Below are 25,737 nucleotides of genomic sequence, written 5' to 3'. Positions count from 1 at the left end.
AACTAAGCGTGCCGCGATAACGTTAGTCAGTCATAATGTAATGGATTAGTCGTTAGGCCAAGCCAATTATGCCTAATGGCTATTGGCTATCCATTGTACTATTAAAACCAGCGCTAACAATGCCATTGAAGTAAACGTTCCTACCATACCTATGGACCTGAAACGAATTCCTCCAGTCAAGATGCCGTCTTTGTAACGCTCACCTATAGTAAGGCTGTAAGCATGCAACAACCGTGCGGCCACGAATAAGAGTCCAAAACCATGCACAGCAGAGGCAGGCAGACCGCTATATTCGGCCAGGCCAAGGATAATCAAAAATAGCGGGGCGTATTCGGCAAAATTTCCATGTGCGCGGATGCGGCGTTTCATGTTGTCTTGATTGCCATCACCGACGGCAAGTTTGAACTTCCAACGTCCCGCAATCACATAGATCGACAAGCCGATATAGATTAGGGTGAGTAAGGCAGCATAAAGTGAGGTTATCATAGGGAGCGCTCATTGTGATTTTAGAAGGCGAGGGTAAGAGTATTCCTTTAATTTGTCCAGCACATACCATAAAAGATATTGCCTTCTGCCACCCCTCCTCACCAGCACTAGTGTCCAATGAATAACATATTGATATATAATTGTTTACTTTGTTTTTTGTGATTTCGTTGGCTTTTTAAGCTAGTTTACAGGGCTATCTGGCTTTAATAGCGCTCATGCTTTGTCAACTGGCAGTAAACCATACTGAGAAAGTGATGCCATTCACTAAAACCACGCGCCGCATAATCCAGATCAAGCTCTTCTTTTCGTCATTCAAATTTATAACCAGGTAAGTCTTTCAATAATGCATGAAATGAGGGAATACTAACATGGCTGGCTCCTGATGTTGAGTTTCGGCAACTTCATTATACGGTGCTTTGCATAGAGAGCCAGCCTTTATCCCATATACATCCAGAAGTTACTGGACACTAGTGCTGATGAATCTGGGGTGGTGGGAGGGGGCGTTGTGTCGATGACAGAGTCCGGCTTTATTACCGATTTGTGATTGAATATCTATACTAGTATTTGGCTTCAAAATATGTTAAAATCGCCGCAGTTCCATCCCTCTTCCCAAGATGATTATATATGATGATTTCAACCGATCCTTTTGATGACGATAAGCTCCATGAGGAGTGTGGTGTATTTGGTATTATTAATCATGGAGATGCGGCAGCCTATACGGCTCTTGGACTTCATGCGCTACAGCATAGAGGGCAGGAGGCGGCAGGGATTGTGTCGACTGACGGTGGCCAGTTTTTTAATCACACTGCATTAGGTAAAGTGGGCGATAATTTTAACTCGCAGGAAGTAATGGCTCGTCTGGTTGGCCATGCAGCCATTGGGCATGTGCGTTATTCTACAGCGGGTGGCAAGCATGTACGAAATATCCAGCCGATTTTTGCCGAATTTGAATTTGGTGGCTTTGCTGTAGCTCATAATGGTAACCTGACCAATGCGTTGACACTGCGCAAAGAATTAGTGGCTAGGGGGTCTATTTTTCAAACGTCTATGGATACAGAAACGGTCATCCATTTAATGGCAACCAGTACCTATAATAATGTGCTCGATCAATTTATTGATGCGCTTCGTCGGATAGAAGGCGCTTATTCTATCGTTGCGTTAGATAAAAACCGTCTTTATGCTGCGCGCGATTCTTTAGGTATTCGTCCACTGGTTATTGGCAAACTCGATAATAGCTATGTTGTTGCTTCTGAAACCTGTGCATTGGATATTATCGGTGCTGAGTTTGTTCGCGATGTTGAACCAGGAGAAGTGGTTGTTATTGAAAATGGCAAAGTGGCAAGTTTGAAACCTTTTAGGGAACAAAACCCTCGCTTTTGTATTTTTGAATATATCTATTTTGCTCGCCCCGATAGTATTGTTGAAGGTCGCCATGTCTATGAAATGCGTAAGCAAATTGGAATTGAGCTCGCTAAAGAAGCAAATATCCAGGCTGATCTTGTGGTTCCGGTTCCCGATTCTGGTGTTCCTGCCGCTCTAGGTTTTTCCGAACAATCCGGGATTCCATTTGAGCTGGGAATTATCCGAAATCACTATGTGGGCAGAACATTTATTGAGCCTACCGATCATGTCAGACACCTGGGAGTTAAGTTGAAGCATAATGTGAATGGCAATATGCTGAGAGATAAACGGGTGGTGTTGGTTGATGATAGTATCGTTCGCGGCACAACGTCCAAGAAAATTGTTGATATGGTACGTAACGCTGGAGCTAAGGAAGTGCACATGTGTATTTCAAGTCCACCAACAGTACATTCATGTTTTTATGGCGTAGATACCCCTGAAGAGGGAAAATTGCTGGCGGCACGTTATTCGATGGAAGAGATGGCCAAGATTATTAATGTGGATAGTCTAACGTTCATTTCGGTGGATGGTCTTTACAGGGCGATTGCGAACATTAAACGTGACAAGAAAATCCCGCAATTTTGTGATGCCTGTTTTACGGGGGATTATCCAACTCTACTGCGTGATAAACATGGCGGTGTTATGCCGTTGTTTGAATCGCTTGCATTTGAGTCAAAATCAGCTTAGCCTTACGCCCTGATTAATACGGTTGGTTAGCTCATGTCTGGAATATTAGAAGGTAGAATTGCTCTTATTACTGGTGCTTCACGCGGTATCGGCGCTGCTGTTGCCAAGCGTTTAGCCAGAGAAGGTGCTCATACAATTTTGTTGGCTCGTACGGTGGGTGGTTTAGAAGAAGTTGATGATGCCATTCAAGCAATGGGTGGCCAAGCGACGCTGGTGCCACTTGATCTTACTAAAGCTGATCAAATTGATGCTTTAGGAGCCGAAATTTTTCAACGTTTTAAACGATTGGATATCCTGGTTGGAAATGCAGGTATTTTGGGAAGCTTAACTCCTGTATCGCATATCGTTCCTAAAGTATGGGATGAGGTGATTGCTACGAATCTGACTGCCAACTATCGGTTATTAAGAAGCATGGATCCATTGCTTAAGGCATCCGCATCAGGGAGAGCTATGTTTGTTACGTCTAATGTAACTGAAGCGGTCTACCCGTATTGGGGTGCGTATGCGGCATCCAAATTGGCATTGGCGTGTTTGGGTAAGACATACGCGGCTGAAAATAAACATACATCGGTGAAGGCTAATTTAATTAATCCTGGAGAGGTCAGGACGGATATGCACGCTGCTGCTATGCCAGGACAGGATCCTATGAAGTTGGTACATCCCGATGAAATTACAGATATATTTGTTGAACTGGCAGCTGAGGCCTGTACGGCATCAGGTAAGAAATTTCATGTTTAAAGGCTAAAGGTAACCTATGAGCGATAACCCAAAAACAAATATTGAACATCAGGCAGAGATTATCTACGTCACCAAAGCTAAAATTAGCTGTGATGGTGGTGGTGGTTCTTTGGGGCATCCTAAAGTCTACCTGGACCTGTCGGCCGCTGGTAGTATTGATTGCCCCTATTGTGGCCGCCATTTTGTAAAGCATCATGGTAGTGACCATTAGATTGCTGTAATGAGGTCATACATTTATTAAGCCAATAGAATTTGATTAGGCATTGAGCGGGTTGCGCTATCAGTGTTTTGCTGGGGTGCCGTTTTAGCTTTTTGTTCAGTGGTTTGATTTGTGATTGTAATTATTTGTTAATACAATTGATGTACCATTGTCTTTAGAGAGTTTTATTGATAAATGGAGAATGTATCATGGAAAACCAAATTCAAGGCAATAAGCCGCTATACACACCCGCTGATTTCTTGTTAGTTGCTAAGCAATTAGAAGAGCAATATGGTGTAAAGCAGGATCAGATTATCCATCAACAAGACGGCACGATTACAGCGGCCTTTACAGATAAACAGGGACATGAAAAAGAAATTCATTTTACTCCTAAAGCCATTCATAAACGTGCTGAGGAAATTCGTATTGCCCAAGCGCATGCAACGCGCCATGCAGATGAGATGAAGCATGAGCTTTCTAAAGAAGTGATTAATCTTTTACTGGAAAAATATCGACGCGAGAATTCTGGTAAATTAGTCAAAGCTTATACCAATAAAAAAGGTGGGCTTAACATCCATATTTATTTGGATTCAGGCCAGAAGATCATTGCACTTAGTTATCGCGACGTGCAACGATTAGCTGAGGAACATCTTAAAAATAGACCAGCTCCGGTACAAAATCATTTCAAGCATTTATTGAAATAGATGTCAATCATAATTATTTATTTATTAAAATTAAGCCTATTAATAATCTGTGTTTTTTTTGATATAATAAATAATTGTGTGTCCATAGAGCAGGTGTCGTTCCTAGATGAATAGACAACTACTTGTTACGGGCGCTTTAAAAAGACGTGGGATGTTCGCTTATGGCTAACAATCATCTGTGGGTTAATCGAGTGAAGTCTGTATTGCAGGCTGGAGAACACATGGCTGAATTAAGTAATAAGGTTGCTGGGCAATATTCATCAAGCCCAGGATCAGATTCGGTTCAGTCTGCTCAGGTGAATCATAAAGAGATTCTCGGTTCTCATACCGCTGCACTACAGGCAAGGAATACTGCTCAGAAAGAGTCTATTCGTAAAGAAGGTCGTTAGTCGTTTTTAAGGGGTTCATTGCAAGAGCATGTGTTTCTTTAGAAGCGCTATAATTTTTGTTTCTGCTTTTGAAACAGGCAGCGTATTCATTTGTTCCTGTGAGTACCAGCTATTTTCGTTGGACGTATTGTGCAGGTTACATAAAAATATTTCGGCATGTAATTGAAAATGGCTATAGGTTTGTTGAACCTTGCCAATAAAAGTAACCAGGTTTAGTTCAATGGGCTGACGATTAAAGGCCAGTGTTTCGTCCTGTTCAAATTCTAGAAATTGAAAAAGCCCGTTAAGAAAACGACTATGACGCTGTTGCAGATAAACATAACCTCTGCTATCGCACAGAATCAAAATTTTCTTAAAACGTATAGGAGTAGCTTTGGTTGGGGTCGGATTGGGATATTGGTGAGGATGATGTCGACCTTGGCATGCTTGGGAGAGCGGGCACATATAGCATGCTGGCTCTTTGGGAGTGCAAATACTGGAGCCAATATCCATGAGCGCTTGGTTGTGAATGAAAGCATCATCTTTATTAAGTAAGAGATTAGATAGTCTCCATAACTCACTGATATTAATATGCTCAATAGCATAAAATCTTGCCAAGATCCTGCGAACATTGGCCTCCAAAATCGGTACCGCTTGACCAAAGGCAAAGCATGCAATCGCATGCGCTGTATTTTGACCGATACCTGGTAACTGAGTTAAGGCCTCAATGGATGAAGGCAATTGTCCCTGTGTTAATTGAGCGGTATTCCACAAGTTAATGGCTCGATTATAGTAGCCAAGCCCTTGCCATTGTTGGAGTATGTCCTCCTTGTTTGCCTGGGCAACCGATAGAAGAGTCGGGAATCGCAGCAAGAAAGGAGCATAGAATTTATCCAGCACTGTTTTCACCTGCGTTTGCTGCAACATGACTTCACTGAGATAGACATGGTACGGGTTTGACGTTAGCCTCCAGGGCAATTGCTTGCGCCCATGGGCATCATACCATGAGCAGATCTGTTGATGGATTACTCTTACATCCTGAATGGCAAGCATGCTGTGGTTTACATTAGTAAGTGTCAAACTGCGGACGTTGCCACAATGGGATCGGGTTAGGAGTCTGCTGCATCACGTGAGGTTGTTGCAAGAGTTGCTGATTATATTGCCCATTATTAGGGTATCCTCCCGGAGCCACCATGCCTTGCTGCTGCATAGGCATTCCGCCTGGTTGCTGCTGGTTTAGCCAGGGCATTTGTGGAGATTGGTTCGATGGCATTGCTGGCTGTCCCATACCGGGCTGATCGGGTGAATTTGGAAAGGCTGGCATCACTGGGGTAGGGGGAGCCATCGGGGCAAGCGATTGGGGTTCCATCATGGTTGGCTGGTTAGTACCTTGAGTCCCATAGGGAGACCGTGGGGTCGGAATGCCTGAGTTTTGCGAATTGCATGCCTGTCTTTGATAAAGACCTTCTAACTCGTCAATACGCTTGCGAGCCGCTGTTTCTGCTTTATTCATCCTGTAAATGGATACAACAGCTGGAACGATCAAAATGTACTGAAGTTTAAAGCTATCTTCTCTCTTTGATTCTTTCAATGCCAGACGGGCCGATTGAAGCTCGGTTTCTATATGGGAGCAGGCCAAGGGGCCAGTAACTCCGTAATGGATTATAACGGGGTCGGCACATGCTGATAACATGACCGCTGGGATCAAAGACATAATAATTATTTTTTTGAGCATATTCACCTCACATTACAATCATTATAAATTATAATTATTTAAATATTTGTTTAAATGATTATATATTTAAACGGTTTTATTTGTTTCGATCTTTCTTAACAGAAAGTGATCTGCTAATACGCATGCCATCATGGCCTCGGCAACAGGTACAGCCCTAATGCCAACGCATGGATCGTGTCGGCCTTTGGTTAGGATTTCGGTGTTATGGCCATGAATATCGATGGTTTTTTTAGGGGTGAGTATCGAGCTTGTTGGTTTTACTACAAAGCGAACCACGATAGGTTGCCCAGAGGAAATACCACCAAGAATACCTCCAGCGTGGTTGCTCAAAAAATCAACCTGACCTTCCGGACCTATCTGCATTTCATCACCGTTGACTTCACCAGGAAGTGATGCAGATTCAAATCCAGCACCAATTTCTACCCCTTTGACAGCATTAATAGACATCATGGCCGTGGCAAGGTCAGAATCCAGTTTGCGGTAAATGGGCATACCAAGGCCTGCGGGAACACCTTCTGCAACCACTTCGATAATGGCGCCAACTGAGGAGCCGCTTTTGCGGACCGAATCAAGATATTCTTCCCACTGGTTTACGCAGCTTTTATCCGGGCACCAAAAGGGATTTTGACTGGTTTCATTCCAATCCCAATGGTTGCGATTTATTTTTTCGGTACCCAGTTGTACCAGTGCACCACGGATGCGGATGGAATCACCTAGAATTTTTCGGGCGATAGCGCCTGCGGCAACCCGCATCGCCGTTTCACGGGCACTGGAACGCCCGCCACCGCGGTAATCACGGATACCATATTTCATTTGATAGGTGTAGTCAGCATGTCCTGGACGGAATTTTTCTTTGATGTCACCATAATCTTTGGAGCGTTGGTCTTCATTATGAATGATAAGGCTGATAGGGGTCCCAGTTGTTTTGCCTTCGAAAACACCTGAGAGTATTTTTACTTGATCCGATTCCTGGCGCTGCGTCGTAAAACGGGATTGACCTGGTTTGCGTTTATCAAGAAAAGGTTGGATATCAGCTTCACTTAATTCAATCAGGGAAGGAACGCCATCGACAACACAGCCAATCGCTTCTCCATGGCTTTCGCCCCAGGTCGTAAACTGAAAATAGGTTCCAAAACTATTGTGGGACATAGGCTAACAATGACAATCCTGTATAAGCTTAAGTGACAGTATCTTTGACAACCGAGATATCTGGAGCATCAACGGCTTTCATACCTACTACATGGTACCCGCAATCAACATGGTGTACTTCACCACTCACACCAGAACTTAAATTGCTAAGGAGGTAAAGACCAGAACCGCCAACGTCTTCGATGGTTACATTTCTTTTGAGCGGTGCGTTATATTCATTCCATTTGAGAATGTAGCGAAAATCACCAATGCCTGATGCAGCTAAAGTCTTAATAGGGCCTGCAGAAATAGCATTAACGCGAATATTATATTCACCCAAATCTACTGCCAAATAACGGACACTTGTTTCAAGCGCTGCTTTTGCAACGCCCATGACGTTGTAATGTGGCATAACTCTCTCTGCACCCAGATAGGTGAGTGTCAGGAGGCTGCCACCATCAGGCATCATTGGTTGCGCACGCCTGGCGATGGCTGTAAAGGAATAACACGAGATAAGCAATGCCTTAGTAAAGCCTTCCTGGGACGTATTGAAATATTTTCCCTTGAGTTCTTCCTTATCGGCAAAGGCAACGGCGTGAACCAGAAAATCGATGGTTCCCCACCGAGTCTTTAGCTCTGCAAATACATTATCCAACTGCTCGTCACTAGTGACGTCACAAGGAATAAGAAAATCAGAACCGGTTGAAGCGGCAAGGGGACGAACCCTTTTTTCTAAGGCTTCACCCTGAAAGGTAAAGGCCAGCTCTGCTCCTTGTTCGCACAGTGCTTTTGCAATGCCCCAGGCAATCGATTTGTCATTGGCAACGCCCATGATCAAACCGCGCTTACCTTTCATAAGGTTGCCGATGACAGTGATTTTATCGTCCCCTACCATATTCCTTACTCCTGCTTCCGCAAAATTACTGCTGGATTTGCCAGCTTCCATCAGGCTGACGGCATGCTACACCATGACCTTCCTGACGTTTCCCACCCACAGTAATAGTCTGTGTGTATTCGCGGCAATATTGACCATTTTGAGAATAGGTGCGAACGGGAGTAATGGTTCCAGAGTTACCAGAATCAGGGTTACGCCATGTTTGAGTTGTGCCAGTCGGCGCTTTCTCTAATGAAGACTGAGAGGTGTTATTATAATATTGCATATCAGCGCGGTCAAGTGATGCACCTATCGTATTACCAAGTGCTGCTCCTAAAAGTGTACCTGCGGCAATACCAACGATCTGGCCGCGGCCTTTACCAATGTTCGATCCAATAACCGCACCGCCAGCACCACCTAAAACGGTGCCTATATTTTGTTTAGAGAAGTAGTTATTTCCCCCTGGTTGTCCGTTATCTGCGCATCCGCTTAAAGCTGATAATGTCACGATAGAACAAGCGCTGATAACAGCCAATTTATTTATGATATTCATTAGTACACCTCATAGGTTAAACATTGCATACATATACCATACTTCATAAAGCTTGTACAAAGTTTTTTTTAGCTATCACAGACCATTAAGTGCCTGGCTGCTGAATTTCAATGATATTTCTAAAAGGTCCTTTTCTAAGTTGCTGGTTATGGGTGAATAGACTAGAATGGGATACCAACTATTCTCTGGTGTTTTCTATGACCCATTCGCCTCTTCAGGCCCGTCTTATAAGGTGGGCTACCTATGCTTCTGTGACACTTGCTATGTTGATGATCATTGGAAAATTGTTTGCCTGGATCATGAGTGATTCATTGACGGTGCTGACGTCTTTGATTGATTCGGTTTTTGATGTTGTGACATCAGTAGTTAATGCACTTGCAGCCCATTATGCTCTAAGGCCAGCCGATAATGATCATCGATTTGGGCATGGTAAGGCTGAAGATTTAGCTGCCTTGGTGCAATCGGGATTTATTATAGGTTCTTCATTTTTTGTGGGTGTTGAGTCATTCCATCGTTTTTTTCAACCGGTAGCTATCCATTATGAAGGTATGGCACTCATTGTCATGATTTTTGCTACGGCCTTTACACTGGGATTGGTTATTTTTCAACGTTATGTGACGAGAGTAACCCATTCAAAAGTAGTCGAAGTTGATTCGCTGCATTATTTTACGGATATCATCGTCAATGGCCTGGTTATGCTGACATTAGGGTTATCAATGCTTGGCGTTCATTCTATTGTTGATGTGATCGTATCGTTGATTATTATTGTTTACATAACCTATTCTGCTTGGGGTATTGGTAAACGAGCATTCGACAATCTTATGGATAAGGAATTACCAGATGAAGAGCGCCGAAAAATTATGGAAGAAATAATATCCATCCCAGGTGTAAGAGGGGTGCATGATTTAAGAACGCGCTTCGCAGGTATCACTCCTTTTATTCAGTTTCATCTCGAATTAGAAGGGACACTTAGTTTGATTGATGCCCATGTTATTGGCGATGCCGTTGAAGCTAGGGTATTATCCCTTTATCCGCGGGCGGAAGTCCTTATCCATCATGACCCCGAACAGCCTGAGCCTTTGCCGCCTCAGCTTGAGCAGGTAAAATCGATGAACTACCCAGGCTAGACGCAGGGCTTACCGATTAACGTGCTGTTAACAGAAAGGGCATATAATAGTCATTTGGACACTCTTGCGTACAAGCGTGTAGAAGTGGAGGATGCAATGGCTACATACGGTAAGGAGGGTCAGGAACTGGCCCAACATTTGTCGACTCTGACTGGCTGCAAATTCAATGTGGTAGCTGGTGAAAACGGGGATATGATCCCTTCATTGGAAGGAGTTTTTAGTGATCGCAGGATGGCGCAGGAGTCGCATATCTTCCTCAAAAAATTATCCAAGCAATGCGGTTTTTTAATACATATGGATGTCGATAAAGATCATCCAGATGAAATTGAAGAATCAAAAACCAGTACATTCTATGAGCATAAGCCCAATATCATTCCAGCAAGTGATGGCTTTTATCATGTGATTATATCATTTCCGGCCGAAGATTCCTTTTTAAAGTTTATGGTTTATATCAACCGAGATTTTTTGGAAGTTAATTCTCTGTCGATTGATTATAGAGCCGTCATGAATATGTGTGAGAAGCTAAATTTTATCCAGAGCGAATCGCTCGCTGGGTGGATAGCACCTCCGACAAAAGGCTGGGTTGTTTATGGAGATCAGCATTATACGCCCAATATTCACATTCATTTTGTTAAGCCGCATTTGCGTCTTTATTTTACTGGGCAGGCAGCCTCAACCGATGGTGAGGAAGGCAATTCTATTCTTCAAAAAATACTCTTGCAGTTGATTGATCTTGGATTCTATTCAGCCAGGCATGGACAAATAACCAATATCCAAGGACAGCCATCGCCTGATTATATTTCACTCATGCCAACCAATGCAGACCTAGCTGACTTATTTCATTCGATTGCCAAAGGCGACCGTTTAGCGGTGCCGATGGATGGGTTAACCAGGCTTGACCAGGATATACGCTACGCGTATGGCAAACATGGCGGGATCTTGTTCTTGCCTCCAGAAAGTGTGTTTTTGAAAAATTTAATGCAGTTTATTGCGCAATTGCGATAAAAATTGTTGTTATCCCTTTTGGTTTCGACGCTGAGCTGAGGTGGCGTATGGCTGGGGTGATAGTTTTAACTGCACTTTTTAGGATAATAAGCCTATCAGCGGCTTGTTCTGAAATAAAGTGGCCATGTGAATAGGTAGATTTATCTCAGACAGAAGAATCACTTTTTGGTAACGAGGAAGTACAAAACAGAATGTCAGTCAGCGATGATATTAAATTACTTATAAATCAATTATCTAAGTTAGCCGAAGCCTTAAACGTCAATCATCCGGTGAAAATGATGCGCAACACCCTATGATGTTTGTTATCAAAACAGATAATCAAAAAGATGTTGAGTATGATGGGAAGATCCCCACCTTTTAGGCTTGTTTATTTACGTTTGTTAAATTTCTCAAACGCTTTGTTGATAAAAGAGGATGTCCCTTCGATTAGGCTTTTTTTCTTACGAACAACGGAAAATAATTCTTCAATCCTGTTTTCCAGGAAGCGCCGAGTTTCTGCATATTCTGGGGATTCGTCTTTGATCCAATACATAAGCGTAGAGCTGTAGACTGTTCCCAGGAGAAAGCGCTTGGTGTAATAATTAAAATCGGTTGAGGTATCACCGATTGCTTTCCACATGACGTCGCAGGTCGTGGCGAGCGATTCGGCACTGGTGATAGAATGTGAGGGAACAATAGTAAATTGAAGGATGGCTTTAACGGCATCTTTGTGCTTATTTAAAAGGTCAAGACGAATAGAAATAAGCTCGATGGCTTTCTGGCGGACACGTTTGTCGGCAGCATTGGTTTTATTAAAGGCCTGAATCATGTTGGTATCAAGTTGGCGCATATAATAAACCATGGCTTCCGTTGCGCCTTCTGGAAATCCAACAAACGCAAATTTAGGATCCATACCTAATTGCTGGGCCGCCATTTCCAACGTATGGTTGTTCCATCCTTCTGTTGGGGCCAACGCTAGCATTTTAGAAAGAATCCTGTCTTTTATTTCTGACATAGGTGAGCCTTATTGTTGAACTGCTTTAAGGACTGCTTCTACATGTCCAGTGACGCTGACTTTAGGCCAAATTTCTTGTATGTTTCCACGTTGATCGATAAGAAACGTAGCCCGTTGAATTCCCATGTATTTTTTTCCATACATGCTTTTTTCAACCCACACGCCGTAAGCATCGCAAAGGGTACCATCCACATCGGCAAGAAGTGGGAAAGGCAGGCAATATTTTTCACTAAATTTATCATGGGATTTAACGGGATCCTTGGACACGCCAAGTATAATTGCACCGGCATTGTCAAAAGCATCGATATGATCTCTGAAATCTTTGGCTTCCTGCGTACAGCCAGGGGTGTCATCTTTAGGGTAGAAATAAAGTATGACATGTTTTCCTACAAGATCAACGAGCGATATTCGCTTTCCACCAGAAGTTGGAAGATCAAAAAGTGGAGCTTTGTCTCCCACATTTAATGCTGGCATAACCGATCCTTTTTTAATATGAATTTTTTGCAACCCACCATTTTACTAATGACGTGAACGTGAAGGTATTCTATGATTGAATATACGGTGTTGCAAGAACTAGTTGAATCACACGAGGGGATAAAAGTAATCTATGCGTTTTCTGATCCCGCACATTATGCGAGTTCATCGATGGCTGCTCTATGTGACAGCCTTTTTATCCGTGTTATTTATGTCATCATTGCTTGGTGTTGTCATCTGGCTGGTGACGGGGCCGCACATGGTGCCCTACCTTGCCAATTACAGTGAAAACGTGTTAAACAAATTTGAAAAGAATTATCATTTCAGCATCCGGCAGACATATATGGGCTGGGAGTCTTTTTCTGAACCAATTAAAATTGATGCCAAATATGTGACGTTTAAACGTATTGGTGAGGATCAAAATATTGCAACGTTTCCTGATATCTCACTGCATTTTAAACTATTCCATCTCTTAACAGGAAGATGGAGGCCATCGGCTATCGTCTTCAATAGTCCTGATGTGCACATGTTTCAGGAAAATTTTGTCGGACCACCCATGCCGTTCATCATGGAGGATATTGCCATTGGATTGGGTAAAGCGGCCAAGCTTATTAATTCTATTGATCTTGAAGGTGCCAAGGATATTACGTTGGAAGCGTATGATGCAAGGTTGCAGATCCCTTTAAAGGATAGGTTCTTGCCACTTACCATTACCAAATTTGTGGGTAAGCTGGATTTATCACAAAAAGATCCCGTGGTGTTATGCCAGGCCTCAATAGGTAGTAAGAAACATCAAGATGAATTTCATATGGAAGCCACACTTCCCCGAAATGAAGGGATTTCGTTAATGGTTGATTTTGATCATTTATCATTGGTTTCATTAGATCATTTCATTCCCAGGCCTACCATGTTGCAACAGGCGGATTTTGATATTGATGGTAAAATAGAAATTCAGGCGGATGTCAACAGTGTGATTAAAAGCGCTACGGTAGCGATAACAAACGGGAAGGGTAAAATTAAAGATCCAGCTTATTTCGAAACACCTATGGCCATTTCAAATATGCGAGGTAAAGCTGAATTTAGTAAAGATCTTAATACGCTTAATCTCAAAGAAATGTATCTTATGATTGGTTCACAATTGGTGTATGTATCAGGTAAATGGGATGGGATTATTGCGGATGACTCTACGTATGTCATCAATACCGCATTACAAGGATTTCCTGTTAATGATTTAGGAAATTACTGGCCAGTTAATGTTGTTCCCCACGCCAGGGAATGGGTCACTCATAACGTTAAACAAGGACATATCACAAAAGCTGCAGCTCAAATCACGTTAAAAAAATCCTATTTTAAAGAAGGAAATAAACTGCCTGATAATTTCTTCAATGCAGCGCTTTATATCGATGGAAGCCAGGTATCCTTTATGGATAATGTTCCACCTGTCAGTCATGTTTCTGGCATTTTGAGATTTGTTGATAATGGGCTGGATATAAAAGTATCGCAGGGAACATTAGGTAAAACAGAGCTAGAAAATGCGGAGATTAAAATTCCTTATTTTGATAAGGATAAAACAGATGTGGTGATCCACGGTAAATGCAAAGGTCCAATGACCGATGCTCAGATTTTTATTCCAAGCAGTGTCTCTGAAAATTCAATGGTTAGAAGCCTGTTTAAGAAAAATAAATTAGTGGGGCAGGCTGTTAGTGAATTTAATGTCCTTATACCCACCACAGCTCCTGATATTGCCACGGCTACGACCTATCAGGTAACATCACAGATCAATGGGGTTGGGGCATCGAATGTTTTTGACAAGTTGAATTTAAGCGAAGGAAAGCTGCTGATGAATCTTGATAAAGATGGTATCAAGATCAAAGGAAATATCGATGTTAACCACTTGGATGTTGACGTGAATATGCAGCATTTCTTTGGCAAAAATGTGCCGTATGACGCGCGTTTTTTATTCAAAACGAACCTTTATCCTAGTGATGTGAATGCATTTGGCTTTACGGCACCATCATTCCTTTCTGAAAGTACGCCAGTGGCTATTGCTTATACGATGCGAGGTGATAATGTTGATATTGATGCACGCGCCAATTTGCAGCCAACCATTATTGATTTGCCATCCATCAATTACCATAAGAACGCAGGTGAGGCAGCAACGCTTGAAATGTTGGCAACCAAACAAGGGACAAACCCTTTTGCGATTAATACGATTAAAGTAAATTTGGGACGTATTAAGGCATCGGGCCGCGGGATTATGGACCCGGTACATAATCGTTTGAAGAATTTAATTTTTGATGAGATCACAGCGGATAAACAACGCGGCAACGCAAGTTTGGAATTCTATGATAATGGGTTTTCTGTAGTAGCCAATGCCAGTGTAATTGATATGAGTAAAGTCAATATTCGCGATTTGGTTTCTAAAAAACAATCCAATAAGCGCAGCGACTACCCCATGTTATCTTTTAGTTTAAAAACCAAGCGCTTACAGATGAAAAATAATGTTGCAATTCAAGATTTGGAAGTGGTTAGCACCTGTGACCAGATTCGCTGCAACTCCATTATGGCAAAAGGTGCTTTCTTTGGAGAGAAGCCACTTTCTATTGATTATCGCCAAGTGGATAATAACGCAAAAATCAATATTCAGACCGATGATGCGGGTAGCTTACTCCGGGGCCTTGATATTTATAAAAACCTCTTTTTTGGTAAGATGGATCTGGATATGAAGCGCCAGCCGGCCCTTGCAACGGCACAGGGAAATTTGACGATTACAGATTTCCAAATCTTGCGTGCTCCTATTTTAGCCAAAATTTTAACCCTGAGTTCGTATACGGGCATTGCCGATGCGCTCAAAGGTAATGGTGTGTCATTTAAAAAATTAACCCTGCCATTTATTTTAAATGGGGACATCCTCACCATTACGAATGCTAAAGCGGCGGGTTCAGCCCTTGGGATTACCATGGATGGTACGATCGATACGCGAACCGATTATTTAGCCATAAACGGCAATTTAGTTCCAGCGTATGCAGTGAATTCCATTTTTGGGAATATCCCTATTTTTGGTGAATTGTTAGTCGGTGGCAAGGGAGAAGGACTTTTTGCGGCACGCTATACGCTGAAGGGCGCTGGAGACGATGCTAAAGTTTCGGTTAATCCTTTATCGATTCTCACGCCTGGTTTTTTACGTGGATTGTTTGATATCGTTCAATAACATTTTTTAAAAAGATGACTCATTATGCTTTATTCACCCTATGCTCTAAAGATTTTATCGATTGCTGAAGATGCAGGTGAGATCATCATGCCCTATTATCAAGACGTGATTGATGTCATGCGTAAAGAAGATGATTCACCCGTGACGGCAGCTGATATTGCCGCTAATCACTATATTCTGGAGAAACTCCAAGCACTTACACCTGATATTCCGGTGATATCTGAGGAAAAGGAATGTGATCCTCTTCGCATAGATTATCCGTTATTTTGGTGTGTGGATCCGTTGGATGGGACCAAAAGTTTTATCCTAAAAAAAGGTGATTTTACTGTTAATATTGCTCTCATAGAAAATGGTACACCGATCGGTGGAGCCGTTGTGGTGCCTGCCATGAAGATATCCTATTATGTCGGCGAAGACGGTGTGGCTTATCGCAAAGAAGGTAGTGGTAGTGCCCATAAAATTAAAACCAGGGATGTGCCGGCAGAAGGTGTAACTGTGGTTGCCAGCCGCTCTCACGCAGATGAACAAACCATGGCTTATATTGAAACACTTCCTAAGGTAGCAGATAAAGTTTCTGTGGCGAGTTCAGTAAAATTTTGCATGATTGCCGAGGGGAAAGCCGATGTGTATCCTCGTTTCGGCCCAACGTGTATTTGGGACACTGCAGCAGGCCATGCCGTGTTGATGGCGGCCGGTGGACAAGTGTTTCATGCCCAAACACATTATCCACTTACGTATAGTGGTTTACAATTATTAAATCCATTTTTTATTGCTATTGGTTATAAATGAAAATGGTGAATATTTTTTAATTAATTCACTTAATTTAATATAAAATTCAGTTGAATGGTTGGTATCTCTATTGTATTCATACCGCTATGAAGCAAATAATAGATGACATTAAGCCAATTGACCGGAGTATGATTCTTTATAATCTCCAGGTTCAAGAGGATTTTATAAAGCAATTATCTGGCGGTAACCACCGTCAACTTGAAGCATGGCTTTGTTTTTTGAGGTCGGCTACTGTTCACGATTTTAAGTATTGGTATTTCAGAGGACTAAACCTCCATAATAAAAATACTATTGTCATGGATGATTTGAGTTCTATCAGACAATTATGCGACTTAATGTGGTTTGGTCCAGAATCTCAAGAATATCTTTTAAGGGGAGCTGTTTATAAAAATAACCCTCATGTTCAAATTGATTTGATGGTTACGGGTGAGGCCTATCGAAAAGCAGTATTGGATTGTCTAGACGAGTTTTCCCAGGAACTGCTTGGGGCGCCTTTAAGTCAGTCGTCTATACTAGCTATTGATACGATCCATAATCACAGCATTATTGCCAATAATGTGATGCAAGCCAATGCGTGGTTAATTTTGCCATGTACATTGGCTGACGTTTGGATGGAAAAGGAACGGATTACCAACCTAAAATCGTCTGAGCGTGATGAGTATGAAGAACGGTTTCTCAAGAAAGCAGAATTCTATGAAACAGAGTTAAATAATTTAATGACTCTAGGCCATGTGGTTGAAGCTTTTCTCCTGATAGGCATTGTGTTGCCCAATCAAAAGAAAGTGTTAGAGTTTATTGATAGAGATCATTATTTTAAATTAGTATTAAATGATTCATTAATTAATTTGTTTACGCTATGCCTAGACCATGTTGAGTTGTTTGGAACATTAGGACAGTCATCGCAGTTTATCGTTCAGTGCCTTGAGGATGATCCGCTTTTACTGGGCTCTTATCTTGAACAGGTGATGTTACAATCAGATAGAGATCGTTCGATTCAATGTGAACAAGCAGACGGACTTTTGTTTAATAGCATGATGGCGATGCTCCCAGGATGCCAGACCGAGGAACATTATCTACGCATACTAACGGTTTGTATGGGGCTTGGATATGAGGAGCCTATAGCCCGCTTATTAAAAGCAGACGTTGTACAAAGGCATGCGAAAGATAGGCAAGATAAACTTGTTCTTAAGCCGGGTGTTTTAGATGCATTAGAAGCCGCTCTGCGTTATAACCGTAACAGCATTATACGGTTTCTATTTTCGTACTTTGAACATGGCTATCTCTATTATCCACATTGTTTATTAATGGCCGTTGAACACCAAAGAAGTGAGGTGATTACGACTTTAGTGGAGCTTATGCAGTCACAGAAAATCAACATCGGAATTCGACAGCTTGGTTGGGATGAAAGTGATATTTTAGTGGAGGCATTCAAGCTTGGTTGCGGCAGGCTGGAGGAAAAAGAGCGTATTACAGATGAGCAACTACTTGCCATTGCTATGTTAATTCAACATGGGGCTGGTGCGCTGGAACATATGAATCTATGTCTAAGATGGGCAGCTACAGAAAGAAGAGAATCTCTTTATGTGCAATTGAAAGCGAAAGTACCCTCTTCAGATATGATTTTTTATACCGAAAATTATAAGCTTATTTTCTGGCAATGGTGTCGATGGGGGAATCGTGCGGAGGTCAAGGCGCTACTAGCAGATAATCATTCGCCTATCAGGAGTAGAGATATAAGTGAAGGAATGAAAATTGCCCTAGCAAGGGGGGAGGGCAGCTAGCCAAGGAATTATTTCTTCATTTTAAGAATGAGCTCAATGATGACCATCAACAGGTGGATCGATACATTGAATTGTATCCAGCCATGGTAGCTAGTATTGATGCTTATCAGTTTGAATTAGCAAATCTGATACTGGCTTGTATGCCTCCATCCTCTTTTTATCGCTTATTTATAGAATGTTGCGAAGATCTATCGGCCGAAAATCAAAACAGCATTCACAGTCGCTTTTCGGTAGAGTATCATAAATTTATATGGTTACTGAATCGGTTTGTTTGTTCGCCAATTTCAGCGGCGAACGTACTATCGGAGGAATCATTGGAAAGGTTCATTCAGTGCCGTTTGTTTATATTTCGATTAGCCATTTCTGAAAATCTGAATGACTTAGCCGAGTTGGCAATTGCTGAGCTAGCATCTCCAATTCTTTATTTTGAATTATTAGTTAATTTTGCGGAATTGAATCATAAACAGTTTGATTTTCTTTGGAGTAAATTATCTTCCGAAGTTCACAAAGTGTTTATTGAAGATGTCAATGTGACTATGGTTAAAGAATTCGGTAAATCATTTAAGATGCAAAAGAAGCATTTTTTATTACTTAAGTATAAGTGTGTAGATAGCCTTGAATTAGCCCTATTATTTAACCACTCTTTGTGTGAAGCGGTCGTATTGATGCAATCTAAACAAATTCATCCTGATTGGTTCATTATCTCTGATAGAAAAGAATATTCAGTTCCTCAAATATTATTCAATTATTATCATGAAATTGCTTCGGATAATCAATCGTCTATACTGTGCAAATTTCAAATGCTGAAAGGAATATGTACATATTTAGAAAAGGACAACATTGTTGGATCTCTAGCACCAGAAATGCTTTGCAAGCCGCTTCTAGACATGGTGGATGTGGAGAAATATGATCTGGCAGATAAGCTTATTACCTATTCATCAGATCCTTATTATTTATTGCTTCATCCCCAATTAATCATACAAAATGTTACGGCAGCGCATTGGTTTATAGCGCAGATTACCAATCAAAGGTCGCTTGACCAGACTTTAGAAAGTGTTGGCGGTGTCCCGTCATGGCCACTGAATTATAAATTTATGCGTATAAAACACATGTTAAATATATTGGCAGAGGATAATACGCTTTGCTTTTATAAATGTTTAGAGCATGAGCGTCCTTCTTTCTTTATAGATATGATAACATATTGTATCAATACTCCATTTGATTATAACTCCTATGCACTCTTTCAAGTAAAGCCGCTCAATCAATCTGCCATTATCAGGTCATGTATCGATTATATGATGCGCTACCGATTACAGAATGAACTCACTAACGTTGAAAATGCCCGTATCAATTCATTGTTAGTGCAGTCTTATGAGAATTTAGGATTTCTAATGGATCTGGTTAGTTTACGGAAGTTGCTTGCAACTGGAGTCATCACACATGATGCTATTATCAATGTTTTGGAAATGGAAACCAGAAATAATTCTCCCATTGCGGATGATGCGTTAATAAACTGGTTTAACAGTCATTGCGAGCATCTAGCAATGTGTCCTATGAATGAAGAAAAGCAACAACAATATGAACAGGCATTGGCTCATCTGGTTATTGCATCATTTCAGAATTCTGCGCAACATGCTGATGTTTATATACAATATGCCATGTTAGCGCCGCGTTCCTTGTTGTATGCTATTTACAGGACGATGCATTTAAACATCCGTATCCCTCTTACAACACTGGGCCAAGCGTTGGCAAAGACCAATCTTAAATGCGATATAACGGTTCTACAGCTCGTTGGTTCTATGTTGCGTGCGTACCCGCAGTGGAACGCATCTCAGCATCATTCGTCTAGGGATAATACAAGTGCGATTATTAATATTGAATTAAATACCCCTTTTACTTGGATGGCTGAGTGCCCCTCGTTGCGATGGTTAGTATCGTATACTCAAGGCAAGCACAAGTGGTCATCCGTGATAGAACAGGGGCAATTACTCTATGATTTTGCTCAATTTTTGATTGAACATGACCAAGCCTGTGGCCTTCTTGGATTGGAAAGGCTTTGCTTGCGCGGTCTTCCGTTGTCATTACTCCTGCAAGTGATTCATGATGACATTAAAACAAACAAGGCTTCGGCTCATTATCGACAATTTTTAAAGGTTTTGGATAAAGCCAAGTTCTCTGCCAATAATGAATTTTTATATTGTTCTGAGCTTGTCCAGCCTATGGTTGAAATGCTCTGTCAGCTATCTTTTGTTGATGATTTAAAAACATTTATGAGCTCTCTGGTATTGGGGAAAATGGTCAGAAAAAGTATTAAGGAATATAGTGAAATCGCAATGATTGCAGATGGTTCTGAATTGGTAAAAGCCAGGCAATTACTATACTCTGTTTTGTGCTCTGATGAGCACTTCGTTAAATGTCTACAGGATCGATTCTTAAACTCAGTTATGTATGAAAATCTCTCCCGAGAATGTTTAAGCAACATGTTACATGACCCCGAAGTTCGGTTTTGCTTCTATCGGGCATTGACTAAGGAAATAGCCCATAACACATTGTTTGAATCAGGCAATCATGCGTTACACCTATTAAATGATTTCAGCGATATACCCTATGAGGCGCTTTATGAGGCATTTAATTGTGAAATGCAAAAATATAATCGATTGCTACTTGATTCTAGGGGGGCGATTTATTTAAGACAGCTCCATGCAAAACCCACACAGCAACATTTTATTCAGTTCAAGAATGATTGTGATTTAAAAGGTCAAAAAAAGAATCAAAATGAGTCTTCCAGTCTGGTACAGCTAGTACGTAAAAGTACCGGAATGAGCAATTTCAAGAGCCGTGATGTTGCATAGCTCATTATAATGTATAACATCGTCTATTGTGCTTATCGTGCCATCAGAAGGGAGTACTTGCAGGCAAGATTCAATCAACAGAGTGATGTCTGTAAAACGAATCTTGTTGTTAAGATATAAATCAACCGCGACTTCATTGGCGCTATTTAACATAATGGTAGCATGAAGACCTGCCGTCAATGCTTGCCTGGCTAAGGTCAAGGCAGGAAAGCGGCTGAGGTCGGGCTCAAAGAATGAGAGCGTTTTTAGTTGAACCAAATCAAGGCGTTTGCTCTTCACTGCAAGCCGTTGTGGATAATGAAGCGCGTAGGATAGTGGTGTGCACATATCAGGTGTACCCAATTGGGCAAGGACTGATCCATCTTGATATTGAACCATGCTGTGAATGATGGATTCTGGATGAATGAGGACATCAATCTGATCAAGCCTAACTGGAAAGAGATAGTGAGCCTCAATAATCTCAAGTCCCTTATTCATCATCGTGGCAGAATCAATTGAAATTTTGGCTCCCATATTCCAGGTTGGGTGGTTTAATGCCTGTTCAGGTTTAACCATAGATAAGGCTTCAAGTGGATAATTGAGGAGGGGGCCACCCGATGCGGTTAAAATAATTTTTTCAACCGATTGGGGATCCGTGGTATCGAAAACCTGAAAAATAGCTGAATGCTCGGAGTCAACGGGTATAAGAGTGGCATTATGGTGTTTTACGGCATCAAGCATAATATCGCCAGCGCAGACCAGACATTCCTTATTAGCAAAGGCAATGGTTGTTCCTTGCTTGATAGCCGTCATGGTGGGTTTTAGGCCAACAGCGCCAACAATCCCTGCAACGACGACTTCAGCAGGGATTGACGCGGCATCGTCAATGGCGTTTAATCCGGCACTCACATGAATGGATGTGCCAAAGAGCGCTGATTTTAAATCGGCAAATAACCCTTCATCGGCGATAACGGCATGTTTGGCATTAAATTCAATGGCCTGCTTTGCTAGCAAATCAACATTGCGATGAGCGGTTAAGCATTCAACAGCAAAGAGCTCAGGGTGCTGCTTGATTAAATGAAGCGAATGTTGGCCAATGGAGCCCGTAGATCCAAGAATGGATACGCGCTTTGGCTGGATCATAATAGTGGTCCAAACATCAGGTTATAAAGAGCAAGCAACGGGGCTGTTGGAACGAGACCATCGACACGATCTAAAATACCTCCATGCCCTGGAATTAAGTTTCCACTGTCTTTCACGCCAAAAACCCGCTTAACCCATGATTCAAAAAGATCACCACATTGGGCAATGACCGAAAGGATTGATGCCAGAATGGTCATCTCTACACTATTGCCGCCAGTGAATACAGAAATAAATCCACCAACAACCATTGAAGCAAGAACGCCACCTGCTAGACCCGTCCAGGTTTTGCCTGGGCTTATTTGGGGAGCCAGTTTGGGACCGCCAAATGTTTTACCGGTGAAGTAAGCACCAATATCCAGTGACCAGATAACGGCAAATAACCATAACGTAATAGGAAGCCCCTGTTCACGTAAATAAAGCAAGGCTAGGCAAGGTGCGCCTACATACGCAATCCCTACAAAATGCCATCTTTTTTCGGGGATATGTCCGCGAGCGGTAATCAATTGATTCCACTCAAAACTCATTAAAACGGCTCCAGCCAGAATAAGGGCTGCAAACCACATTTCTCCAGCGATAATAGAAGCTAATGCAACTGGTAATAAGACCGCTGAAGAGAGGATACGTAAACGTAGTTCATGGTTGAACTGAAGCATAATAAATCACGCCTGATAGAGTAAACAATAAGTTGCATGTAAATTACTCTGAACAATTCAGGTTGTCAACGTTTGAAGAGGGGATTTCCCCTCCTCAAGAGGAGGGGATTTGTTGAATGATCTTTTAGGCTACACTTTGGCGCATTAATTTGCGAATCGTGTAATGTAAAATACCGCCATGGAGGTAATATTCAACCTCATTGTCGGTATCAATACGGCAGGTAAGTGGTACAGAAACGCTGGTTCCATCAGCACGGGTGATCGTACACGTGACATCCATTCGTGGGGTGATTCCGTGCTCCAGCCCAGAGATATCAATGGTTTCCTTGCCAGTTAAGTTAAGTGTTTTGCGGGTAACTCCTGGTTTGAAGGTCAGTGGCAAAATACCCATTCCCACCAAATTAGAGCGGTGGATACGTTCAAAGCTTTCTGCGATAACGGCTTTAACACCTAAAAGTTTAGTGCCTTTAGCGGCCCAGTCGCGTGATGAGCCTGTGCCATATTCCTTACCGCCAATGATGACGAGCTCTGTTCCTGCGGCCTGGTATTTCATCGAGGCATCGTAAATAGGCATGACTTCACCGCTTGGAATATGGGTGGTGAAACCACCTTCTGTTCCAGGAGCCAGTTCATTGCGGATACGAATATTGGCAAATGTACCACGCATCATGACTTCATGGTTTCCGCGTCGCGATCCATAGGAATTAAAATCAGCTGGTTGCACGCCTTGGTGGATAAGATAGTGCGCGGCAGGACTGTTTTTAGAAATAGATCCAGCAGGTGAAATATGATCGGTGGTAATACTGTCGGCAAGTAATGCCAGGATAGAGGCGCCTTTAATATCCTTGGCTACACCAATATCAAGCCCCATTTGCGCGAAGTAAGGAGGGTTTTTGATGTAGGTACTCTTATCGTCCCAATCATAGGTTTCAGTTGGTTTGCTGGAGAGCGATTGCCAATGTTTATCGCCTTCAAACACAATGCCATACTTATCGGCGAACATGGCCGGTTTAATGGATTTAGCTACAACGTCCTGTATTTCCTGGCTTGTTGGCCAGATGTCTTTTAGGAAAACATCCTGACCATCTGTCCCTTTGCCAAGAGGATCATGGGCCAAATCAATTTTCATGGTACCTGCTAATGCATAGGCAACCACCAGCATCGGTGAACCCAGATAATTAATTTGAGTAAGAGGGTGTATACGGCCTTCAAAATTTCGGTTGCCTGATAGAACCGAGGCAACGGTAAGATTATTTTCGGCAATTGTTTTTTCAATAGCAGGATCCATCGGGCCGGAATTACCAATACAGGTCGTGCATCCATAGCCTACCAGATTAAATCCAAGCGCATCCAGATAGGTGTTTAGACCACTTGCTTCATAATAAGCGGTTACCACTTTGGAGCCTGGAGCCAATGACGTTTTAACCCAAGGTTTTACCGTTAGGCCTTTTTCCACCGCTTTGCGGGCCACTAACCCTGCACCCAACATGACGCCTGGGTTTGATGTATTGGTACAGCTGGTGATTGCTGCAATCACCACATCGCCATTGCCTATGTTAAAATCGTTGCCTGCTACATCAAAACGTTTATCGGTGAGTATCGCTGGTTTACCATCTTTACCTGTAGGTCCGACGACTGAGTTAGCGACGTTACTAAGCACAATTTTATCTTGAGGACGTTTAGGGCCGGCAATACATGGTTCAACAGAAGATAAATCAAGTTCAAGCACTTCATTGAAGTTCGGTTGCTTGTTATTATCGCGCCAGAGTTCCTGAGTTTTAGCATAGGCCTCTACTAAACTGATGAGTTCTGGATCACGATGACTTAACTGCAAATAGCGGATGGTTTCCTGGTCGATCGGGAAATAACCACAGGTGGCTCCATATTCAGGTGCCATGTTAGCAATCGTCGCGCGGTCAGCTAGAGAAAGGTGATCAAGCCCTTCACCAAAGAATTCGACAAATTTTTCAACAACTCCATGTTTACGTAAGATATTCGTTACAGTCAGTACTAAGTCGGTTGCGGTAACGCCCTCTTTTAGTTTACCGGTTAATTTAAAGCCCACTACTTCGGGAATAACCATTGCGGTAGGTTGACCAAGCATGGCAGCTTCGGCTTCAATACCACCAACTCCCCAGCCTAAAACGGCCAATCCATTGATCATGGTGGTATGGCTGTCAGTTCCCACTAATGTATCGGGATAGACAACTGTTCGTGTGCCTTCGGTGTCACTCCAAACTACTTTTGCTAAATATTCAAGATTAACTTGGTGACAAATACCGGTTCCTGGTGGTACGACACGGAAATTTTTAAAGGCTGATTGGCCCCAGCGTAAAAATTTATAACGTTCGACATTGCGCTCCATTTCCAGTTTAACATTGATATCAAAAGCATCGTCTGTTGCATAAGCATCAACCTGTACCGAATGGTCAATGACCAGGTCTACGGCTGAAAGAGGATTAATTTGTGCTGGTTTGCCACCTAGGCTTTGCATAGCATCACGCATTGCGGCTAAATCCACTACGGCAGGAACGCCGGTAAAGTCTTGCATTAAAACACGGGCAGGGCGATACGCGATTTCGCGGTCTTTTTCCTGGCGAATAAGGGCTTGGATATCACTGGCAGTAACGGTTTTCCCGTCTTCATGACGTAAAAGGTTTTCAAGAAGAATTTTATGCGTGATCGGCATATGGGCAATATCTAGCCCAAGTGCTTGGGCTGCTTTGTCAAGGCTGTAATAATCATACTCACGGCCATTAACGATCATGGTCGAACGTGTATGTAATGAATCTCTTTTATCGGTCATATACTCTCCTGAAATTATGTGCTTATAATCATCGTAAAACAGTTATGAAC

The 25,737-nt window shown here is 42.2% G+C and carries 24 protein-coding genes; 12 read left to right on the top strand and 12 right to left on the bottom strand.

Going from position 1 to position 25,737, the window contains the following annotated elements:
• Positions 1-72: 72 nt before the first annotated feature.
• Together IPP74_00680 and IPP74_00675 are read right to left on the bottom strand one after the other, a co-directional pair.
• Positions 73-486, bottom strand: a complete 414-nt coding sequence (locus IPP74_00680) for an MAPEG family protein (GenBank protein ID MBL0317818.1) — start codon at positions 484-486, stop codon at positions 73-75.
• Positions 487-689: 203 nt separating this feature from the next.
• Positions 690-776 carry a hypothetical protein gene (locus IPP74_00675; protein MBL0317817.1) on the bottom strand — a complete coding sequence of 29 codons (87 nt, stop codon included), beginning with the start codon at positions 774-776 and terminating at the stop codon, positions 690-692.
• 337 nt (positions 777-1,113) lie between these two features.
• On the opposite strand from IPP74_00675, the gene IPP74_00670 reads away from it, so the two are divergent.
• The 5 genes from IPP74_00670 to IPP74_00650 all read left to right on the top strand — a co-directional run bounded on the left by IPP74_00670 (position 1,114) and on the right by IPP74_00650 (position 4,604).
• Positions 1,114-2,574, top strand: coding sequence for an amidophosphoribosyltransferase (locus tag IPP74_00670; GenBank protein MBL0317816.1), 1,461 nt, complete (start codon positions 1,114-1,116; stop codon positions 2,572-2,574).
• Positions 2,575-2,607: 33 nt separating this feature from the next.
• Positions 2,608-3,312, top strand: a complete 705-nt coding sequence (locus IPP74_00665) for an SDR family NAD(P)-dependent oxidoreductase (protein MBL0317815.1) — start codon at positions 2,608-2,610, stop codon at positions 3,310-3,312.
• Positions 3,313-3,328: 16 nt separating this feature from the next.
• Positions 3,329-3,523 carry a zinc-finger domain-containing protein gene (locus tag IPP74_00660; GenBank protein MBL0317814.1) on the top strand — a complete coding sequence of 65 codons (195 nt, stop codon included), beginning with the start codon at positions 3,329-3,331 and terminating at the stop codon, positions 3,521-3,523.
• A 197-nt stretch (positions 3,524-3,720) separates the two neighbouring features.
• Positions 3,721-4,215, top strand: a complete 495-nt coding sequence (locus tag IPP74_00655) for a hypothetical protein (GenBank protein ID MBL0317813.1) — start codon at positions 3,721-3,723, stop codon at positions 4,213-4,215.
• A gap of 191 nt (positions 4,216-4,406) precedes the next feature.
• Entirely contained in the window at positions 4,407-4,604 is a 198-nt protein-coding gene (locus tag IPP74_00650; GenBank protein ID MBL0317812.1) for a hypothetical protein, read from the top strand.
• A 15-nt stretch (positions 4,605-4,619) separates the two neighbouring features.
• Here IPP74_00650 and IPP74_00645 read toward each other — a convergent pair whose 3' ends face one another.
• From IPP74_00645 to IPP74_00625, 5 genes are all read right to left on the bottom strand, one after another.
• Positions 4,620-5,636, bottom strand: coding sequence for an A/G-specific adenine glycosylase (locus tag IPP74_00645; GenBank protein MBL0317811.1), 1,017 nt, complete (start codon positions 5,634-5,636; stop codon positions 4,620-4,622).
• A 13-nt stretch (positions 5,637-5,649) separates the two neighbouring features.
• Entirely contained in the window at positions 5,650-6,318 is a 669-nt protein-coding gene (locus IPP74_00640) for a hypothetical protein (GenBank protein ID MBL0317810.1), read from the bottom strand.
• 66 nt (positions 6,319-6,384) lie between these two features.
• Complete coding sequence (gene aroC, locus IPP74_00635) at positions 6,385-7,467, bottom strand: chorismate synthase (protein ID MBL0317809.1); 1,083 nt, start codon at positions 7,465-7,467, stop codon at positions 6,385-6,387.
• A 28-nt stretch (positions 7,468-7,495) separates the two neighbouring features.
• Positions 7,496-8,302 carry an enoyl-ACP reductase FabI gene (gene fabI, locus IPP74_00630; GenBank protein MBL0317808.1) on the bottom strand — a complete coding sequence of 269 codons (807 nt, stop codon included), beginning with the start codon at positions 8,300-8,302 and terminating at the stop codon, positions 7,496-7,498.
• A gap of 64 nt (positions 8,303-8,366) precedes the next feature.
• Complete coding sequence (locus tag IPP74_00625) at positions 8,367-8,873, bottom strand: glycine zipper 2TM domain-containing protein (GenBank protein MBL0317807.1); 507 nt, start codon at positions 8,871-8,873, stop codon at positions 8,367-8,369.
• 197 nt (positions 8,874-9,070) lie between these two features.
• Here IPP74_00625 and IPP74_00620 point away from each other — a divergent pair, with 197 nt between their 5' ends.
• A complete protein-coding gene (locus tag IPP74_00620) occupies positions 9,071-10,000 on the top strand; it encodes a cation diffusion facilitator family transporter (protein MBL0317806.1) in 930 nt (309 codons plus the stop codon).
• A gap of 96 nt (positions 10,001-10,096) precedes the next feature.
• Positions 10,097-11,005 carry a hypothetical protein gene (locus IPP74_00615; protein ID MBL0317805.1) on the top strand — a complete coding sequence of 303 codons (909 nt, stop codon included), beginning with the start codon at positions 10,097-10,099 and terminating at the stop codon, positions 11,003-11,005.
• Positions 11,006-11,372: 367 nt separating this feature from the next.
• Here IPP74_00615 and IPP74_00610 read toward each other — a convergent pair whose 3' ends face one another.
• Positions 11,373-11,999 (bottom strand): COQ9 family protein, encoded by a 627-nt coding sequence (locus tag IPP74_00610; GenBank protein MBL0317804.1) that lies wholly within the window; start codon positions 11,997-11,999, stop codon positions 11,373-11,375.
• 9 nt (positions 12,000-12,008) lie between these two features.
• A complete protein-coding gene (gene bcp / locus IPP74_00605) occupies positions 12,009-12,473 on the bottom strand; it encodes a thioredoxin-dependent thiol peroxidase (GenBank protein ID MBL0317803.1) in 465 nt (154 codons plus the stop codon).
• Positions 12,474-12,545: 72 nt separating this feature from the next.
• Between bcp and IPP74_00600 the strand changes: the two genes are divergently transcribed.
• The 5 genes from IPP74_00600 to IPP74_00580 all read left to right on the top strand — a co-directional run bounded on the left by IPP74_00600 (position 12,546) and on the right by IPP74_00580 (position 21,106).
• Positions 12,546-12,761 (top strand): hypothetical protein, encoded by a 216-nt coding sequence (locus tag IPP74_00600; protein MBL0317802.1) that lies wholly within the window; start codon positions 12,546-12,548, stop codon positions 12,759-12,761.
• On the top strand, positions 12,733-15,684 hold the full coding sequence (locus IPP74_00595) for an AsmA-like C-terminal domain-containing protein (GenBank protein ID MBL0317801.1): 2,952 nt from the start codon (positions 12,733-12,735) through the stop codon (positions 15,682-15,684). The genes IPP74_00600 and IPP74_00595 overlap by 29 nt, the downstream gene beginning before the upstream one ends.
• Before the next feature lie 24 nt (positions 15,685-15,708).
• Positions 15,709-16,473, top strand: a complete 765-nt coding sequence (cysQ, locus tag IPP74_00590; protein MBL0317800.1) for a 3'(2'),5'-bisphosphate nucleotidase CysQ — start codon at positions 15,709-15,711, stop codon at positions 16,471-16,473.
• Positions 16,474-16,559: 86 nt separating this feature from the next.
• The gene (locus IPP74_00585; GenBank protein MBL0317799.1) at positions 16,560-18,254 is read left to right on the top strand and encodes a hypothetical protein; all 1,695 of its coding nucleotides are present in this window, start codon (positions 16,560-16,562) and stop codon (positions 18,252-18,254) included.
• Positions 18,255-18,337: 83 nt separating this feature from the next.
• Positions 18,338-21,106, top strand: a complete 2,769-nt coding sequence (locus IPP74_00580; GenBank protein MBL0317798.1) for a hypothetical protein — start codon at positions 18,338-18,340, stop codon at positions 21,104-21,106.
• Here IPP74_00580 and IPP74_00575 read toward each other — a convergent pair.
• The 3 genes from IPP74_00575 to acnA all read right to left on the bottom strand — a co-directional run bounded on the left by IPP74_00575 (position 21,053) and on the right by acnA (position 25,687).
• On the bottom strand, positions 21,053-22,228 hold the full coding sequence (locus tag IPP74_00575) for a 1-deoxy-D-xylulose-5-phosphate reductoisomerase (GenBank protein MBL0317797.1): 1,176 nt from the start codon (positions 22,226-22,228) through the stop codon (positions 21,053-21,055). The genes IPP74_00580 and IPP74_00575 overlap by 54 nt on opposite strands.
• Positions 22,225-22,881 carry a CDP-archaeol synthase gene (locus tag IPP74_00570; protein MBL0317796.1) on the bottom strand — a complete coding sequence of 219 codons (657 nt, stop codon included), beginning with the start codon at positions 22,879-22,881 and terminating at the stop codon, positions 22,225-22,227. The genes IPP74_00575 and IPP74_00570 overlap by 4 nt, the downstream gene beginning before the upstream one ends.
• Before the next feature lie 124 nt (positions 22,882-23,005).
• Complete coding sequence (acnA, locus tag IPP74_00565) at positions 23,006-25,687, bottom strand: aconitate hydratase AcnA (protein MBL0317795.1); 2,682 nt, start codon at positions 25,685-25,687, stop codon at positions 23,006-23,008.
• Positions 25,688-25,737: the final 50 nt, after the last annotated feature.

This window comes from Alphaproteobacteria bacterium, from assembly GCA_016722515.1.
Lineage (GTDB): Bacteria > Pseudomonadota > Alphaproteobacteria > Rickettsiales > JADKJE01 > JADKJE01.
The sequence above is the reverse complement of the archived record's forward strand: the minus strand, read 5'-3'. Positions and strand labels throughout refer to the sequence as shown.

What these genes read in the sequence shown, in the direction of transcription:
- IPP74_00680 (MBL0317818.1), bottom strand. Translation starts at nt 486, where the DNA reads ATGATAACCTCACTTTATGCTGCCTTACTCACCCTAATCTATATCGGC.
- IPP74_00670 (MBL0317816.1), top strand. Translation starts at nt 1,114, where the DNA reads ATGATTTCAACCGATCCTTTTGATGACGATAAGCTCCATGAGGAGTGT.
- IPP74_00665 (MBL0317815.1), top strand. Translation starts at nt 2,608, where the DNA reads ATGTCTGGAATATTAGAAGGTAGAATTGCTCTTATTACTGGTGCTTCA.
- IPP74_00660 (MBL0317814.1), top strand. Translation starts at nt 3,329, where the DNA reads ATGAGCGATAACCCAAAAACAAATATTGAACATCAGGCAGAGATTATC.
- IPP74_00655 (MBL0317813.1), top strand. Translation starts at nt 3,721, where the DNA reads ATGGAAAACCAAATTCAAGGCAATAAGCCGCTATACACACCCGCTGAT.
- IPP74_00645 (MBL0317811.1), bottom strand. Translation starts at nt 5,636, where the DNA reads ATGCTTGCCATTCAGGATGTAAGAGTAATCCATCAACAGATCTGCTCA.
- IPP74_00640 (MBL0317810.1), bottom strand. Translation starts at nt 6,318, where the DNA reads ATGCTCAAAAAAATAATTATTATGTCTTTGATCCCAGCGGTCATGTTA.
- aroC (MBL0317809.1), bottom strand. Translation starts at nt 7,467, where the DNA reads ATGTCCCACAATAGTTTTGGAACCTATTTTCAGTTTACGACCTGGGGC.
- fabI (MBL0317808.1), bottom strand. Translation starts at nt 8,302, where the DNA reads ATGAAAGGTAAGCGCGGTTTGATCATGGGCGTTGCCAATGACAAATCG.
- IPP74_00625 (MBL0317807.1), bottom strand. Translation starts at nt 8,873, where the DNA reads ATGAATATCATAAATAAATTGGCTGTTATCAGCGCTTGTTCTATCGTG.
- IPP74_00620 (MBL0317806.1), top strand. Translation starts at nt 9,071, where the DNA reads ATGACCCATTCGCCTCTTCAGGCCCGTCTTATAAGGTGGGCTACCTAT.
- IPP74_00615 (MBL0317805.1), top strand. Translation starts at nt 10,097, where the DNA reads ATGGCTACATACGGTAAGGAGGGTCAGGAACTGGCCCAACATTTGTCG.
- IPP74_00610 (MBL0317804.1), bottom strand. Translation starts at nt 11,999, where the DNA reads ATGTCAGAAATAAAAGACAGGATTCTTTCTAAAATGCTAGCGTTGGCC.
- bcp (MBL0317803.1), bottom strand. Translation starts at nt 12,473, where the DNA reads ATGCCAGCATTAAATGTGGGAGACAAAGCTCCACTTTTTGATCTTCCA.
- IPP74_00600 (MBL0317802.1), top strand. Translation starts at nt 12,546, where the DNA reads ATGATTGAATATACGGTGTTGCAAGAACTAGTTGAATCACACGAGGGG.
- IPP74_00595 (MBL0317801.1), top strand. Translation starts at nt 12,733, where the DNA reads ATGGTGCCCTACCTTGCCAATTACAGTGAAAACGTGTTAAACAAATTT.
- cysQ (MBL0317800.1), top strand. Translation starts at nt 15,709, where the DNA reads ATGCTTTATTCACCCTATGCTCTAAAGATTTTATCGATTGCTGAAGAT.
- IPP74_00585 (MBL0317799.1), top strand. Translation starts at nt 16,560, where the DNA reads ATGAAGCAAATAATAGATGACATTAAGCCAATTGACCGGAGTATGATT.
- IPP74_00580 (MBL0317798.1), top strand. Translation starts at nt 18,338, where the DNA reads ATGGTAGCTAGTATTGATGCTTATCAGTTTGAATTAGCAAATCTGATA.
- IPP74_00575 (MBL0317797.1), bottom strand. Translation starts at nt 22,228, where the DNA reads ATGATCCAGCCAAAGCGCGTATCCATTCTTGGATCTACGGGCTCCATT.
- IPP74_00570 (MBL0317796.1), bottom strand. Translation starts at nt 22,881, where the DNA reads ATGCTTCAGTTCAACCATGAACTACGTTTACGTATCCTCTCTTCAGCG.
- acnA (MBL0317795.1), bottom strand. Translation starts at nt 25,687, where the DNA reads ATGACCGATAAAAGAGATTCATTACATACACGTTCGACCATGATCGTT.